Origin of the sequence: Halalkalibacter nanhaiisediminis (assembly GCF_007830185.1) — a bacterium.
Lineage (GTDB): Bacteria > Bacillota > Bacilli > Bacillales > Bacillaceae_D > Halalkalibacter > Halalkalibacter nanhaiisediminis.
On sequence record NZ_VLKZ01000002.1, the window covers coordinates 114,949 to 131,851 of the forward strand.

Genomic DNA, 16,903 nt, shown 5'->3' on the forward strand with positions numbered 1-16,903 from the left:
AAAACGCGCCAATTGTGTGGCGCGCTTTTTTATTAAGCTTTTACTTTCCTTTGATTTACAATTGTTGGTAGATTGGGTGTTCTTACAGAAAAGTAACTGTGCAACATCATGCCAATCATAATTAAAAAGATGCCAAAGAATGCGAGAGAATTTGGCCATGGGCTTGAAAGTAAAAAGACCTCTCCAAGAATAACCCAAATAATTTGAATCGATAAAGTTGCTTCGACTGCAGCTAAATGCTCTGGTGAGTTGCGAACAAGGTCTGTCGCAAAGAAAAACAAAATGGTTGCAATAACACCTGAGCTTAAACCAACGAGTAGGCTTTGGATGACTTGATTCATACTTGGTAATCCGACTGTGGTCAATCCATAAATGGAAAGAACAAACCAATAAGGCAAGCTTGCTAAAGTCATCCCGAGTACACGTTGAAACGTATCAAGTCGATCACTGCAAAAAGCCATCATCTTTCGGTTTCCTAAAGGATAGGCAAAGCAAGCAACGATAACTGGTAAAAAACCAAGCAAAAGCATCGATAGTGAGACGGATTGAACATGTTGAAATTGAATAAGAACAATGCCAATTAATATAATCGAAGAAATAGCTAATGCTTTTAAGGGAATCTTTAGGCGATTCGACTCATGGTCCTTGCTTTTAAAAAAAGGTGTTAATAAGACACCAGCAATAATGGTGAATTGCCATGTTCCAGCAATAAGCCAGCCAGGACCATATGCTGCGGCAAATGTTAATGGCGCATAAAAAAGAACAAAACCAACAAAGCTCCAGATTAACCAAGGTTTTGGGTTACGCTTTAATTCCAGCCACAATTGAATAAAGTTCTTTCTCCATAGAACGAGGAAGAGGAGAAAGGGGACCATAAAGAAAAAGCGTAAAGATGAACTCCACACCCAGCTACCACCTGATAATTCCATTGAACGATTTAATACAAATGTAACGGCAAAAAAAAGTGATGAAAATGTTCCGAGCAAAATTGCTTTCATGATTGACTCACCTGTTTCGTTTAATCTTAATTTGGACCATTCTGAATGAAAACATTGGATTAGGACATCTCGTCTTAATAGGTGACGATCTTGGAAATAAGTCATATACATCGTATGTTATAGTAAAAAGAATGGAAATGAAAGCAAATTTTCTTAGTTGAGAAGGTATGGATGAAGAAGTTTGTTTAAATTCGTTATATAAAAGGTATAAAAATGGATGAAGTCTATTTTCAGATAAAGTCTTTTAAGTGTCCTAATTATTTGCGTAAAAAAGGCATAATTGATTAAAATAGTTGTAAACAGTAGTGGAGAGGACTTATAGACAGATGAAATTAATTGCGATCGATATGGATGGGACTTTACTAAGTGATGCAAGACAGGTAACCCTTGAGAATGCAAAGGCAGTCAAAGAAGCGCAAGAACAGGGAATTACAGTTGTAGTGGCAACGGGTAGAGACGAAAGAGAAGCACGAAAGCCACTAAGAGAGGCTGGTCTTACATTGCCAGTTATTAGTGTGAATGGAGCAGAAACACGTGATGAAAATGGGGGAGTACTTGCGAATTTCCCATTAGAGAAACAAGAGGTTTTTAACATCATAAATATTTTAAGAGAGCATGATGTTTATTTAGAATTGTACACAAATCATGGTGCTTACACAGATCATTATGAGCTAGGCATTCAAGTTGTCATTGATGTGTTAATCTCATCTGGCTCAAAGGACGATATTGAAACAATGCGCGCGATAGCTCGTGAACGTTTTGATACTGGTGCAGTGGTCCTAACGAAAAGTTATGAGGAACTGATCGAACAAGAAAATACGGTTTTAATGAAAGTCCTAGCTTTCTCTCAAAATGATGTCAATCGAGAGGCGGCAAAACAAGCTTTAATCAATCTTGGTGGTTTAGCGATTAGTGCCTCTGCATCAGATAATATTGAGATTACAAGCATTGAAGCACAAAAAGGGAAAGCAGTAGCAGCTTTTGCAAAAACAAAGAACATACCAATGGATGAAGTGATGGTCATTGGCGATAGCTTTAATGATATCTCAATGTTTGAAGTAGCTGCGATTAAAGTCGCAATGGGAAATGCCAATCCAGAAATTAAGGAATTAGCAAGTTTTGTTACGAAAACGAATGAAGAAGATGGAGTGGCTTTCGCGATTCAACAGTTACTAGCTAATAAGCTGGTATAAAGAACGAGGTGAAATGATGAGAGCATTTACAAGGCCAAAAATTGTTGTTAGTAAATGTTTAGGATTTGAAGCCTGTCGTCATAATGGTGCTCAAATTAATGAAGAAATCATGCCGATGCTAGAAAAGTATGTTGATTTTTTTCCCGTTTGTCCAGAAGTTGAAATTGGCTTAGGAACGCCAAGAGAGGCAATTAGATTAGTAGCAAATGGGGACGAAGATCAATTAATACAACCAAAGTCCAATAGAGATTTGACAACTACTATGAACCAATTTGCTGACCGTTTCTTAACTGAAGTAGAAGAAATTGATGGGTTTATTTTAAAAAATCGATCACCAAGCTGTGGCGTAACAGATGCAAAAGTGTACAATGGTGTTGAAAAAGCACCGGTCGTTCGTACTGGTAGTGGTACGTTCACGAAAAAGGTGGTTCAATTTTTTCCTGAAACGGCACTCGAAGATGAAGGTCGATTAAAGAACTTTATGATCCGTGAGCATTTTCTAACGAGAATTTTCACAATGGCTGAGTTTCGTGTGATCAAGAAAGATCCAAGTTCATCGAAGTTAATGGATTTCCATGCTCGAAATAAATATTTGTTTATGGCCTGTCATCAGGATACAATGCGAGAACTTGGTCGTATTACGGCAAATCACGAGAAGAAACCAATGACTGAAGTATTTGAACAGTATGAACAAGGACTAAGACAGTTGTTTGCAAGACCAGTATCGGTTGGTGATCATATTAATGTTTGTCAGCATGTATTTGGTTATTTTTCGAAGTATTTAACATCAGCTGAAAAAAAGCATTTTCTTCACCTGCTTGATCAATTACGAAAAAAGAAGATGCCTTTAAGCAGTATTCTTGGGGTTTTACGCTCTTGGTGCTATCGATTTGAAAATAAATACTTATTGCAGCAGAGTTATTTTGAACCTTATCCAGAGGGCTTAGTAGCCATAAGCGACTCAGGGAAAGGAAGAGAATTGTCTTAATCATTAAAATCATTATTTAAAAGAATGACTCATAAGGGTCTGACTTTAGTTCATATTAATAAACGCTTATTCTGCGTTTATTAGTACTGGCACTAGTGGTCAAACTCCTTACTTTGAGTCATTTTTTTTATGTTGAAAACAGGTTCTGTATAAACTTCAAAAAAGTTAAATATTGTATTAATACAATATTTAAAAAAATGTTGACTATTATAGTACAGTCGCATATACTATAAACAAGATAAAGAGAAGGAACATTCAACCAATTAAAATCGAAAGGGTGTTAAATGATGAAAAAAGCACAAACAAACAATGAGAACAATCCGATGGAAGTAAATGAAGAACCGTCAATTCTTGAATCAATTAACGATTACTATAGCCGTAACTAGTCAAAAGACGTTTCAAACATTTGAACAAAAGAAGTTCTTTGATTGTAAAGAACTTCTTTTGTTGCATACATGATCTGTTGTGATACAGGAGTAGTTAAAATAAAATTCAGAAGAAAATGACTTATTCAATGTAATGAATGAGTAGAAGACGAACTTATGTTTGATTTTCTGGTGAGAAATAATTCTTTATCACTTGCAATTTCAATTTAAATAAGGTATATTTATCTCATCGGTTGTCAATTTTATTAGTGAATAGCACTTTTCATTCACCTGGCGCGGCCAAGGAGCCGCAAGGATGAACGAGAGGTAGGGCTTTCATTGTTTGGAGATTGATACTCTAGATCCTTGTTTACCAATTATATGATTTGCTCATCAATATGCAACACTTGAAAAGAGTTCGGTATTCACATGTTATAAGGGATATTCACTCAATTGGTGGTTGATGTTCCTTATAATATGTGAATTTTTATTTACCTCAGATTGTAAATATGATTGGCATATTAAGTAAATAATTTTAAGATTGGGGTTTTAAGCATGACACAAACTGGTACAGTTAAATGGTTCAACGCAGAAAAAGGATTCGGTTTCATTGAAGTAGAAGGCGGAAACGACGTATTCGTACACTTCAGTGCTATTACTGGCGATGGTTTCAAATCTCTTGACGAAGGTCAATCAGTTGAATTTGAAATCGTTGATGGCGACCGTGGACCACAAGCAGCTAACGTTGTAAAACTTTAATTTGCTTAATATAAAGGCAGTGTCTCATTTGAGGCATTGCCTTTTTTGTGTTTACTAACTAAATAGATCATTCATGTTACATCTGTGAAAGAAGTAAAATACATCCACTAATGAAAATGAATGAGTATTCTAAAATGGCTAGAGAACCTGAACCTGATGGTACGGAATTAAAAAATAAAATCGAAATGATGAAGGAAGATAAAGATCAATATATGCGGGAAGCATTTATAAAGGTGTACGTTGAATACCCAGAAATCCTTGAAAAAGAAATCAATAACTTTATATAGTAGGACTTCCATATAAGTGTGAATATCCATTTCGCTCATTATATTTTTAAAGCTACTGAAATGAATCTTTGAAAATAATGATTATAGTTTTATATAATTATATTATGTTAACAAATTTTGAATTATTTATTCTCATAGTTAAAAAGGATTTGAAGTGAGTAGAAAAAAGCGTTATAATAAAAATATAGAAGATTGAAAATTCAAAATTATGTGAGAGGTGAACCCATTGGCTATCATTTTAGAAATAAAGAAACAACTTCAAAAAGAAGGTTGGAAAGAAAGTGACATCACCTCAGAAGTAATCTGTGATCGATTAAACAAGTTGGGTATTCCTTTTGTCGGTTACCACGGTTAGAGAAAATGAAGCTTTAAGTGAAAATATTTATGTAAGGGCTTACATTATGGTTATTTGTTTATCCAGTTTGCTTTGGCTTGAAAGTGAAAGGAAGGTGAACGAAATGAAGACAATCAATTTTAGCGATCTATCACTTGAAGTTACAAAAAAGCAATTACATTCAATGGTTGCGACAGTGTTAGAGGGTAATTACCAAATATTTTGGGGATTTAGTAAAGGGAAAATGATTCTTAATATTTATAATAAAGATGTTAATAATAAACTTACTTTTATAAGACATAAAGGTTTTCTTGAATTAGTAGATGTTCATATTTTAAGCCAACCCTTGATTCAAACATTAGATACATGTATAGATTTCTCGGTTAAGGTATATCAGAAATCAGTTGATAATAATAAGACAAAGAAAGACTTCATTTATCAAGAAATAGACGATTGTTTATTAGAATTGCACAGACAAAAGAAATTAAATAATGTAACAAATATAGAGAAGCTTAAAATGAAATTAGCTGAGCTGTATGAAGAATGGCAGGCTTGTCAATAAAAAGGGGAGAGAAGTAGTGAGTGTTCTGCTACTTCTTTTTATTTGTTAAAACGAGGCCATGTACTTTTTAAGGGTTGTCAGAATTATTTAAATTATTGTTGACGAATATTTAAGTTGCTTATATGATTACTATTAAGTTAACTGATTAGTCAGTAAGGTTAAAATGTTTAAGAAGCTTTGCTAAATCCAATCACGTTCTGAAGACAAAAAGGAGTAACATGAGTCACACGTACACAAATGAAGACGAATATATTGTAGAAACAACTGTTAAAGACCAAGAGTTAGTAAAAAAAAGAAGAGCTGAAATCATTGACGTTGCTGTCCAGATTTTTTCAGAAAAAGGCTATCATGCTACAACAACTAAGGAAATTGCAGATGCTGCTGGTATGAATGTTGGGACAATGTTTCAATATGTGAAAAATAAGCAGGATATTTTATATTTAGTTTGTTGCCATATTCATTCACTAATTGAACAAGCGTTATTTGCTGTTACAACTGATGATACAGACCCAATGAATATCATCTCAAATGATGTGAAGGCTCTGTATCAAGTAGTGGACCAAGTGTCAGATTATGTAGTTCTCATGTATCAAGAAACATCGTCATTAGACAAAGCGGCGAGAAGCTCTTTTCTAAGACGTGAACAACGATTATGTAACCATCTAGAAAAGCAAATTAGAAAAGGGATTGAAGTTGGTTCTTTTAAGGTAAAAAAAGAGTCTGTTTCCCTTATTGCAGAAGATATTCTTGTCCAAGCTCAAATGTGGGCTTTCCGCAGATGGTCTTTATCGAAAAGATTTAGTTTAGAAGAATATAGCCAAAAAAGAATAGCATTACTAAAAACTCTTTTACAGTAATATGTAAGAGTTTTTCATTACATATTTGCTGACTAACTAGTCAGTAAGAAGAGGTTTTTTCTAGAAAGATGTAATGAAGCTACAAAAATTAGAGGAGGCATTATGATGAAATTAATGACTGGTAATGAATATGTAGAGAGTTTGAGAGAATATAATCCTGATATTCAAGTAAAGGGAAAAAAGGTTACGAGTGTTGCAGATGAGCCACTATTTAAACCAGGTATTAATGCGATAGCTGTTACGTATGAGTTGGCCCATCAAAAGAAACATCAGGATATCATGCTTGCTACGTTAGCTGATGGAACAAGGGTTAATCGTTTGAATGCATTGGATTATAGCGCAGATGATTTGTTAAAAAAATTAGAAATGACTCGATTAATTTGTAAGTGGACAGGATGTGGGCAGCGTTATTTGATGCATGACGCGCTTAGTGCATTAGCTGAAATCACAGCAATGATGGATGCAGAGAAGAAAACGGATTATCATGCCGTATTCAATGATTATTTGACGCATGTCCAAAGATTTGACTTAACATGTGGAACGGCTGTGACTGATGCCAAAGGTGACAGAAGCAAGCGACCTCATGAGCAAGCGGATCGTGATTTGTATGTGCGTGTCACTGAAAAAAATGAAAAAGGAATTATTGTAAGTGGTGCAAAGGCGAATATTACAGGAGCTCCTTATGTGCATGAATTTATTGTATTACCAACACGTGCAATGAAAAAAGAAGATGTCGATTACGCCGTCTCATTCGCTGTGCCTGTTGATGCACCAGGTTTAAAAATGATCGCCAAGCCAGCGGGACGACCTGGTGATAGCGAAGCTCCGTTTAGCTCTAATTTTGGGCAGTCGACAGCGCTAGTTATTTTTAATAATGTCTTTATCCCATGGGACAAAGTCTTTTTATGTGGAGAATGGGAATACACCGGCAAATTAGCAGAGGCATTTGCCAATCATCATCGTCATTCCTGTATCGGTGCTCGTGCCGGGCTAGGAGATATGATTATTGGAGCATCGGCTCTTATGTCTGAATATAACGGTCTTCCTCCTGTTGAAGTCCCACATATTCGCAGAAACATGGGCGAATTAATCAGGATTACCGAAGGATTTTACGCAACTGGTGTCGCAGCTTCTGTTTATGGTCGTAAAACGGTAGCTGGGAATGTCGTACCTGATTCGGTTCAATCGAATATCGGAAAGCTCATGTTAGCAGAACAAGTTTATGACATTTTCCGGATTGCTCACGAAATTAGTGGAGGTATTGTCGTTACAGCGCCAACACCAGAAGATATTAGCGTAGAAGAATCAGGAGAGTTAATCGAGCGCTATTTAGTTGGCAAACATGGCACAACAGCAAATGAAAGAATCAATATGGCGCGTCTTCTTGAAGATTTAACGGCTTCTAAGGAAGGTGGATTCTATTCTGTTATTAGTCTTCATGGCGGCGGTTCACCAGAAGCTATGAGAATGTCTGCAGTCAGAAATTATGATCTTGAAAGCCAGAAGGTTCATATTTTAGAAAAGCTAAAATGCTTTGCGAAAGTTGAAGGTACTTGCAAGGATTGTGTGACATGTGTGAATGACGAACCTTGTGAAGAAACATGTGACTAAAAAATCTCTACAATTTCGAAAATGGAGGACTGATCATGCTAAAAGGAGATCAAACGGTATTTGTTTTAGTTGACGTACAAGGGAAATTAGCACGAATTGTTCATGAAAGCGAAAAGCTTGTTAAAAATCTAACAGACTTAATACAAGGATTACAGATTTTAAATATTCCAATCATTTGGGTTGAACAATATCCAGAAGGCTTGGGGCCAACACTTGAAGAAGTGTCACAACATTTAGAAGGAATGAAGCCAATTCCTAAATTGACATTTGATGCCTGTAAAAATGAATCCTTTATTCAAGCATTAAAGAAATCTGGCCGCACACAAATTCTTGTTGCTGGAATTGAAGGTCACATTTGTGTCCATCAAACATCAATGGGATTACATGATATGGGTTATGAAGTCCAAGTTGTGGCGGATGCAATATCTTCACGGACACTCGAAAATAAAGAGATAGGCCTTGCAAAAATGAAGGCAGCAGGAATGACGATAACGAGTGTTGAAACCGCTTTATTTGAGATCATGCATAGTGCTGAAGGTGAGCAGTTTAAGCAATTAATAAAATTATTGAAATAATATTTAAAGACTATATAATTTCACTTACCACAATAGAATGTGGTATAAGCTAAACCGCAAATCACCAAAATAAACATAAAATCATGTTAGTAAAAGTTTAAGCTTTCTTAAAAAAATGTATATACTAGTTGTAGCAGATCCATATATTTGCTGGATTACGACAAGGTACATAAAAGTTAAGAAAGAAAACGAGGTAGTAAAATGAAAGCACTTATTTTTGAAAAGTTTGGTGGACCAGAAGTATTGCAATATAAAGAGATCAGTACGCCATCTTATGGAACGAATGAAATACTAGTAAAAATGAAGGCAATTGGACTCAATTTTGCTGATATATATCGTAGGCGAGGAAATTATCATTTGTCAGGTAATCCCCCGTACATTTTAGGATATGAAGGTTCAGGTGTTGTTGAAGAAATAGGAAGTAACGTAACGGAAATAAAAGTCGGTGATCGAATCTCCTTCGCTGATGTGCCCTTTTCTAATGCAGAGTATGTCGTTGTTCCAAAGGATAAAGTAATTCCACTTCCAAATGAAATCTCATTTGAAACAGCAGCTTCTGTTCTGTTGCAAGGGTTAACGGCGCATTATTTGACGAAAGATAGTTATCAAGTAAACACTGGGGACACTGTGTTGATCCATGCAGCAGCTGGTGGGGTTGGTCAATTGTTAGTCCAAATTGTAAAATTCCTCGGTGGGAAGGTAATTGGGCTAACATCTTCTTTGCAAAAAGCAGAAATAGCCAAAAATGTAAGAGCAGACTACGTATTTTTATATGAAGAGGATTGGGTTACAAAAATTCTTGAAATGACCGACAGGCGTGGTGTTGATGTGGTGTATGAATCTGTCGGCTCCACTTTATCCTCAAGCTTTCAAGCAACAAAAATAGCTGGAACCGTTGTTTTTTACGGAATGGCAGGAGGAGACCCAGAGCCAGTTGATCCAAGAATGTTAATGGACACTTCGAAAACCATTACAGGAGGGGATCTTTGGAATGTTCTTACAACTCATGAAGAAAGAGTGAAACGTTCAAACGAGCTGTTTCATTGGATAACAAAGGGGCACATTCAGGTGAGCGAACCTGCTATTTTCCAATTAAGGGACGGGAAATTAGCCCATGAATTATTAGAAAGCCGAAAGAGCACAGGTAAGATTTTACTAATACCATAAAAATTACTTTTATTAACACCGTTCTCTTGTCCGAACGGTGTTAATCGTTTTTAAAGCATAAAATGAAACAAACTCATTGCGAGTATACTTGGTTACATACATAAATAATAAAAACCTACCAACAATAAGAATAATAAATGTTGGAGGGATATTGTAATGGCCGAGCTTCCTGAAATGGAAAGATATCGAACAGTTTTAACTCCTCATCTTACAGCAATTGAAATGACTCACATTGAGGTACACAGAGAAAAATCGATTAATATACCTGTTTCTAAGTTCATCTCCCACTTACAGGGTAACCATATAACCACAATAAATAGGAGAGCAAAGCATTTAATATTTGACTTACATTCTGGTGAGCATTTGCTCCTTCATTTAATGATTGGAGGCTGGCTGTTTTTAGGCGATTTCGGTATCCAACCTAAAAGCAAAGCACAAATTATTTTATCTTTCGGGGAGAGGAAGCTATACTTTGTTGGATTAAGACTTGGCTATCTCCATTTATTATCTACAGAAGAATTACATACGAAACTAGAAAAATTAGGTCCTGAGCCTTTAAATGACGCATTTCAGTTTCATGATTTTTATGAGCGGATCAGGAACAAGAGAGGGACATTAAAATCTATTCTAGTTGATCCGACGTTTATTGCAGGGATAGGCAGCTGTTATTCTGATGAAATATGCTTTGAGGCAAGACTAAAGCCAACGAGAAAAGCAAATGAATTAATGAATGCAGAGATAGAGACTCTTTTTCAAGCCATTAAGCCTGTTTTAATAAGAGCGATCGAGATAGGTGGATACATGGATTACCCGCTCTACGCAGGTGACGAGAAAACAGGTCAATACAATCATCATTTCCTCGTATATGAGCGCGAAAATGAATCATGTGATCGCTGTGGTCATAGGATTGAAATGCTCGAGGTCTCATCTCGTAAATCGTTTGCTTGTTCAGGTTGTCAGGTGTGATGAATCGACTAAATTTAAGAACCAGGCTCATTTTAAGGCTTGGTTCATTTTTAAATTTGAAAATTTGATCTCAGAACAGCAAAATGACTATTTTCAAGATCTCAATGATATGGGAACAGCATCGGATAGCTTAGTGGGAATAATGGAACGAATAACGATCACGAAACTTTTTCCAGGTATAAAAAAGCCTGAAGAGGTAATAGCAGAGATAGTGAATCTTTTTTTGTACAGCATGTTTACCAAATCTAACTAGTCCTATATAAATATCAAAATAATAGGAGGAGAAAAAATATATATATAAAAGGAAGAGGACAGTTAGTAAAACTTGATGAGGAATGGGTTGTTCTTATAAAAAAAGCAAGAAAGATTGGATTCACGCTTGATGAATTAAGAAAGTTTCTTTGAGGTGGGACCAAATGAAGATAACTGAAATAACTCCTTGTCCTACATAAATTCGATAACGTCTTATCATGTTTTTTTCTTCGTTGCCCAATTAGAACGAGTAGGGTATAAAGTTCCCTTTTTCTAATCAAATTTAAATTTCACGTACCATAATTTATATAGAAACTTAAAAACAAAACTACTAAACAATTCTGACACATTGTATACTTAAAGCAACATAAAAAAGTAAGGAGTTGGGGTACATATGAAATTTCTTATTGTAGGTGCAGGAGCTGTTGGCGGTTATTTTGGTGCACGTCTTCTTGAAAAAGGAGAAGATGTCACGTTCTTAGTACGTGCAAAACGTAAAGAACAGTTAGATCGTGATGGTCTTGTCATTGAAAGTGTGAATGGAAATACGATCGTTCAACCAAAAACCGTTATGGCTGGTGAGGATGAAACGTTTGATGTCATTTTAATTGGAACGAAAGCGTATCATCTTGATCAAGCAATTGAAGAAGTAAAGCCTTTCACAAATGAAAAAAGCGTGATTATTCCGATGTTAAATGGAATGGCTCATCTAAGGCAATTACAAAATGCATTTTCAAAGGAACAAGTAATCGGCGGACTATGCTTTATTGAATCCACTGTTACTACTGAGGGTGTGATTAAACAAACAAGTAAAGCGCACATCTTTATGTTTGGTGAATTAAATGGTGAATATACAGAGCGAATTCAGAAAATCGAGAAAGCCTTTTTAGATACAAATGCAATGGTTAAAGTAAGTAACTCGATTTTGGAAGACATGTGGCATAAATATTTATTTATTACGACAATGTCAGGTGTGACAACATTGTTCCATAAGCCTGTTGGTCCGATTCGCGAGTTGCCAGAAGGAGAGGAAGTTGTTAAAGGTTTAATCAAAGAGATAGCAGATGTTATGCGTGCTGAGGAAGCACCAATTGCTAGTCATGTAGAAGAAATTCAATTTAAACGTTTCCAAGAGCAAGGGTATAAAATGAAGTCGTCCATGCAGCGAGATATGGAAAAAGGAGCCGCTGTTGAAGTTGATCATTTACAAGGGTATTTATTAAAAAAAGCTCGACTCCATCAGATTGAGACACCGATTTTAAAAAGCATTTACGTGAACTTGAAACTCTATGAACAAGCTCTTTAATACGAAACAGCTGATCTTTTGATAAAAAGAGATCAGCTGTTTTCTTTCGAATAACGTGAGGATTTTTCTAGTGCAAATACCTAGAAAAACAAACAAACATTCGGTACAATGAGCGTAATCGATAATTGAGGTGGAACGGATGTTTAAACAAAGCTTACAGGATTTATTAACAGAATTACGTACAAATGAAGAATTTAAAGAGAGAATTGTTCATTGGCATGAAATTGAAGCGGTTCCTGCTGTCACAAAGCCTTTTCCAGAAGAAATAGACGTAAGAATTCAGCATGCATTTCAAAAAAGAGGGATCGGTGAACTATATATTCATCAATACGACGCTATTAAGTATGCGGCAAAAGGTGAAAGTTTTGTAGCAGTTACTCCAACAGCCTCTGGCAAAACCCTTTGCTATAACTTACCTGTACTGCAAAAAATTTTAGAAAATGAAGAAAATCGAGCGTTATATTTATTCCCAACAAAAGCATTAGCCCAAGATCAAAAAAGTGAATTAAATGAAATCATTAATGAAATCGGTATAGATGTGAAATGCTTCACGTATGATGGAGATACAGCACCAACGATTCGGCAAGCTGTTCGAAAAGCTGGACATGTAGTCATAACGAACCCAGATATGCTCCATTCTGCTATTTTACCTCATCATACAAAATGGGTTGCTTTCTTTGAAAATTTAAAATACATCGTGATCGATGAACTGCATACGTATCGAGGTGTGTTCGGCAGTCATGTGGCAAATGTGATTCGAAGATTAAAACGGATTGCTAATTATTATGGAAGCAATCCGACTTTTATTTGTACATCGGCTACGATTGCTAATCCACTAGAGTTAGCGGAAGAATTAACTGGTACTTCCATGCGTTTAATTGACAAAAACGGGGCACCGCGTGGAAAAAAACATTTTTTATTTTATAACCCACCATTACTGAATCAAGCGCTAAATATTCGCCAAAGTGCAACAGTTGAAGTCAACCAACTGGCAAAACGATTTTTAGAAAACCAGATTCAAACCATTGTCTTTGCTCGTAGTCGTGTTCGTGTTGAGATTATTTTAAGTCATTTACAAAACCTGACGAAAAAAGAATTAGGTCCAAAAACGATTCGCGGCTATCGTGGTGGTTATTTACCAAAACAGCGTCGTGAAATTGAACGTGGATTGAGACAAGGTGAGATTATCGGAGTAGTAAGTACAAATGCGCTTGAACTCGGTGTTGATATCGGTCAGCTTCAAGTATGTATCATGACAGGATACCCTGGGTCTGTCGCAAGTGCATGGCAGCAGGCTGGAAGAGCTGGGAGAAGGCAAAATGAATCAGTCATTATTATGGTAGCTAGTTCGACACCACTTGATCAATACATTGTTCAACATCCTGAGTATTTCTTCGAACGAAGTCCTGAATCTGCACGAATTAATCCTGACAACTTGATAATTCTTGTCGATCATTTAAAATGTGCTGCTTATGAATTGCCTTTTAAACGTGGTGAAACGTTTGATGGCGTCGATATCGAAGACATTTTAGAGTTCTTGACAGAAGAACAAGTCCTTCACGCTAGGGGAAATAAATGGTTTTGGATGAACGATGCCTTTCCTGCTCATGGAATCAGTCTTCGTTCAGCATCGCAGGAAAATGTCGTGATTATTGATCAAAGTGATGTCGCTAATCCAACAATTATTGGTGAAATGGATCGTTTTAGCGCAATGACACTTCTCCATGATGAAGCAATTTATTTACATCAAGGAATCCAATACCAAGTTGAATACCTTGACTGGGATGAAAAGAAGGCTTTTGTACGTGAGGTTGCTGTTGAATATTTTACTGATGCTAATCTTGCGGTTCAACTACGGGTATTAGAAGAAGATCAAACACGCGCTGAAGAAAACACAACTGTGAGTTACGGAGATGTCATGGTTAATGCTAAGGCGACTATTTTTAAAAAAATCCGTTTATCAACATTTGAAAATATCGGGTCTGGACCAATTCATTTACCTGAAGAAGAGCTTCATACCAATGCCATGTGGATAAGCTTTTCGGAAGAGCTCGTTGAACAATTCGGAGAAGGGCCATTTGATCAAGCGTTAACGGGCTTAGCCCAATTATTGCAGCAAGTTGCTCCCGTTTTTGTCATGTGTGATCGGAGTGACTTGCATGTTGTCCCGCAAGTGAAAGCAGAGCATTCTGAGCAACCGACGATTTTTCTCTATGATCGGTATCCTGGTGGAATTGGTTTAGCGAAAGAAGTATATCGACATTTACCGACAATTCTTGACCAAGTTTCGAAGCTCATCTCTTCTTGTCCTTGTCAAAATGGTTGTCCAGCATGCGTGGGCTCTACAGGTGAAACGGATACCAAATCACTAGTGAAACGCTTTATCCATCTTTTGCAAGAGAGAAGAGAGGTGTAATGAAGCGATGATGAAACAAAAACTTCTTCGTATGAAACAGCATATGGGGATAGAGAAAGAACAACAAAGTACCTTGTCACCTCCCCCTGTTGAAGAGATTAAAACGAATTCTAAAACGATTCCGTTTGAAGAAGAATGGCGAGCATATGATACCAATCCACTTTGGTTTGAAGAAGATTATACATTGATGCGAGAAAAAGAATATTCTCTCGACCATAAACATGGACGCTATTTATTCTCTGAATTATGTGAAGTAGTAAAGAGATGGCAGGATCATATTTATGAGCACCCACTTTCAGCAAAAGGACGTCGCGCTGAAGATTTGTTATTTTTCGATACGGAGACAACAGGTCTCAGTAGTGGGGTAGGCAATACGATTTTTATGCTAGGCTATTGCCAAATTCAAGAAGAACAAGTTCGCGTAAAGCAATATTTTTTGCCAGGTCCAGAAGCAGAAGTGGCTCTCTATCATCATTTTTTAACGGACGTAGGGAATACAGGTAATCTTGTCACATTCAATGGTAAAGCATTTGATTGGCCTCAAGTGAAGACACGTCATACGTTCGTTCGTGATCAAGTTCCAAAGCTGCCTAAGTTCGGTCATTTTGACTTGCTTCATGCATCAAGACGATTCTGGAAGAATACGCTACCTTCTTGTAAGTTGTCAATTGTCGAACAGGAGATTTTACAATTTGAGCGAATTGAGGATACACCTAGTTATATGGCACCTATGTTGTATTTTGATTTTTTACAGGAACAAGATCCAGATTTCGTGAAAGGGATTTTTCAACATCATGAGTGGGATGTTCTTTCTTTAATGACGCTATATACTCATCTTTCTTCATTGCTTCTTAACTCAGTTCACAGTACACAGTATTTGCAACGAAGAGAAGCATTTGAAATAGCTAGATGGTATGAAGCGATGGGTGAAAAAGAGCTTTCTCAAGGTTTATATGAACAACTCCTTAGAGAAGATGATGAGGTTGCCCATTTAAGTCAGTTTGCTTTTGCAAAAGCAAAGAAACAAAGCGGTGATTGGCGACTAGCTTTGTTTCTATTTGAAGAGCTTGTAGGTAAGAATCACTTTATTTTTGAAGCTGCCATTGAATGCGCGAAGATTTATGAACATCAATATAAAGATATAGAAAAAGCACTATACTTTACCGAGGTTGCTAGAGCAAATACTTCATCTTTAGCTCCTCACAAAAATGAAAAAAAACAGCAAATAGCTTTAGAACTTCAACAAAGGAAATTAAGACTTGAAAAGAAATATAATAAGAAATAATCAAGTTCTATTTCCTGGGTAAGCGCATAAAACTTTATTTTGTTACAATAACCAACAATTTTGTGAACCAATCGATATGAGCTTTATCATTTTCATAAAATGATTGTCATTTTGTGGTGAAAATATTACAATATGATCGATATTGAAAATAGAAAGAGTGAACAATAATGTATCGTGCTATTTTATTGTTGTTTTTTGTAATGATTGGGCTTACTTTGTTTGTCATGAGTGGAATTCGTGATGGTGCTATTGCTCTATTGTAGAAGGTAAACTTGAGTGAAATTTGTGGTTATAGCTGATAAATAGGTGAAACAACTAGTACATCAAGTCTTATACAGGCATAGGTTAATATTGACTCAATTATAAAAGGAGGAATTAACTTATGCATTGTAGACCACGACCAACTGTTTGTAAATTACCGACAACAACGCAAATGATGCCTGCACAAGTTGCGCCAACTCAACATAATATTGTCGAAAAAACGTGTGAGTATATTGTTCCAGAAGTGTTTCCATCTCATACAACGAACGTAACAAATCATGTTTATAAGCATGTAAAAAGCTTCCCACAGACACAATCATTTGAAGAGAATATTAGTCATCAGCAATTTGTCGATCCAACAGCTGGAAGACCACCAGTAGCAGGAGCGATGGCAGGCCCTGGAATGGGAGCACCAGTAGCGGGCGCAATGTACGGTCCACAAGCTGGAGCTATGTATGGTCCACAAGCTGGAGGTCCAGTAGCAGGAGCTATGTATGGTCCACAAGCTGGAGGTCCAGTAGCGGGCGCTATGGCACCACCACGACCAAATATGATGGGGCCAATGGGTGGTTATGGCATGCCCAATGCACCTGTGATGGGAGCAATGTCTCCAATGCATCATGGAAAACATCATAAGTCATGTGGTTGCAAGCGTTAAGAAGCGAGAGAAAAGCGAGCTGAATGAGTCCAGTTCGCTTTTTTTGAAGGTTTGAATTTTATA

At 36.6% G+C, this 16,903-nt stretch carries 17 protein-coding genes; 16 read left to right on the plus strand and 1 reads right to left on the minus strand.

The features are described from left to right. Positions 1-32 precede the first annotated feature (32 nt). Positions 33-998: a DMT family transporter gene (locus tag IQ10_RS03230; RefSeq protein ID WP_144449055.1), complete on the minus strand. Its 966-nt coding sequence runs from the start codon at positions 996-998 to the stop codon at positions 33-35. 326 nt (positions 999-1,324) lie between these two features. Between IQ10_RS03230 and IQ10_RS03235 the strand changes: the two genes are divergently transcribed. The 16 genes from IQ10_RS03235 to IQ10_RS03300 all read left to right on the plus strand — a co-directional run bounded on the left by IQ10_RS03235 (position 1,325) and on the right by IQ10_RS03300 (position 16,840). Beyond that, positions 1,325-2,191, plus strand: coding sequence for a Cof-type HAD-IIB family hydrolase (locus tag IQ10_RS03235; protein WP_144449056.1), 867 nt, complete (start codon positions 1,325-1,327; stop codon positions 2,189-2,191). 16 nt (positions 2,192-2,207) lie between these two features. Next, positions 2,208-3,179 (plus strand): YbgA family protein, encoded by a 972-nt coding sequence (locus IQ10_RS03240; RefSeq protein ID WP_144449057.1) that lies wholly within the window; start codon positions 2,208-2,210, stop codon positions 3,177-3,179. A gap of 920 nt (positions 3,180-4,099) precedes the next feature. Then, positions 4,100-4,303, plus strand: a complete 204-nt coding sequence (gene cspD / locus IQ10_RS03245) for a cold-shock protein CspD (RefSeq protein ID WP_144449058.1) — start codon at positions 4,100-4,102, stop codon at positions 4,301-4,303. Positions 4,304-4,437: 134 nt separating this feature from the next. Then, positions 4,438-4,590, plus strand: a complete 153-nt coding sequence (locus IQ10_RS17955) for a hypothetical protein (RefSeq protein WP_158639977.1) — start codon at positions 4,438-4,440, stop codon at positions 4,588-4,590. A 226-nt stretch (positions 4,591-4,816) separates the two neighbouring features. Next, a complete protein-coding gene (locus tag IQ10_RS18520; protein WP_277877934.1) occupies positions 4,817-4,945 on the plus strand; it encodes a hypothetical protein in 129 nt (42 codons plus the stop codon). Between the two features lie 103 nt (positions 4,946-5,048). Continuing rightward, positions 5,049-5,486, plus strand: coding sequence for a hypothetical protein (locus IQ10_RS03250; RefSeq protein ID WP_144449059.1), 438 nt, complete (start codon positions 5,049-5,051; stop codon positions 5,484-5,486). A gap of 218 nt (positions 5,487-5,704) precedes the next feature. After that, positions 5,705-6,343 carry a TetR/AcrR family transcriptional regulator gene (locus tag IQ10_RS03255; RefSeq protein ID WP_144449060.1) on the plus strand — a complete coding sequence of 213 codons (639 nt, stop codon included), beginning with the start codon at positions 5,705-5,707 and terminating at the stop codon, positions 6,341-6,343. Between the two features lie 105 nt (positions 6,344-6,448). Beyond that, positions 6,449-7,954 (plus strand): 4-hydroxyphenylacetate 3-hydroxylase family protein, encoded by a 1,506-nt coding sequence (locus IQ10_RS03260; protein ID WP_158639978.1) that lies wholly within the window; start codon positions 6,449-6,451, stop codon positions 7,952-7,954. A 35-nt stretch (positions 7,955-7,989) separates the two neighbouring features. After that, complete coding sequence (locus IQ10_RS03265; RefSeq protein ID WP_144449062.1) at positions 7,990-8,529, plus strand: hydrolase; 540 nt, start codon at positions 7,990-7,992, stop codon at positions 8,527-8,529. A 201-nt stretch (positions 8,530-8,730) separates the two neighbouring features. Further along, positions 8,731-9,696, plus strand: coding sequence for a quinone oxidoreductase family protein (locus IQ10_RS03270; protein ID WP_144449063.1), 966 nt, complete (start codon positions 8,731-8,733; stop codon positions 9,694-9,696). Positions 9,697-9,852: 156 nt separating this feature from the next. Next, on the plus strand, positions 9,853-10,662 hold the full coding sequence (locus IQ10_RS03275; protein WP_144449064.1) for an Fpg/Nei family DNA glycosylase: 810 nt from the start codon (positions 9,853-9,855) through the stop codon (positions 10,660-10,662). 297 nt (positions 10,663-10,959) lie between these two features. Continuing rightward, positions 10,960-11,067 (plus strand): anti-repressor SinI family protein, encoded by a 108-nt coding sequence (locus IQ10_RS18525; protein WP_144449421.1) that lies wholly within the window; start codon positions 10,960-10,962, stop codon positions 11,065-11,067. Positions 11,068-11,308: 241 nt separating this feature from the next. Further along, complete coding sequence (locus IQ10_RS03285) at positions 11,309-12,220, plus strand: ketopantoate reductase family protein (RefSeq protein WP_144449065.1); 912 nt, start codon at positions 11,309-11,311, stop codon at positions 12,218-12,220. Between the two features lie 139 nt (positions 12,221-12,359). After that, positions 12,360-14,636 carry a DEAD/DEAH box helicase gene (locus tag IQ10_RS03290; protein WP_144449066.1) on the plus strand — a complete coding sequence of 759 codons (2,277 nt, stop codon included), beginning with the start codon at positions 12,360-12,362 and terminating at the stop codon, positions 14,634-14,636. Positions 14,637-14,643: 7 nt separating this feature from the next. Continuing rightward, on the plus strand, positions 14,644-15,921 hold the full coding sequence (locus IQ10_RS03295; RefSeq protein WP_144449067.1) for a ribonuclease H-like domain-containing protein: 1,278 nt from the start codon (positions 14,644-14,646) through the stop codon (positions 15,919-15,921). Positions 15,922-16,303: 382 nt separating this feature from the next. Next, complete coding sequence (locus tag IQ10_RS03300; protein ID WP_144449068.1) at positions 16,304-16,840, plus strand: spore coat protein; 537 nt, start codon at positions 16,304-16,306, stop codon at positions 16,838-16,840. Positions 16,841-16,903: the final 63 nt, after the last annotated feature.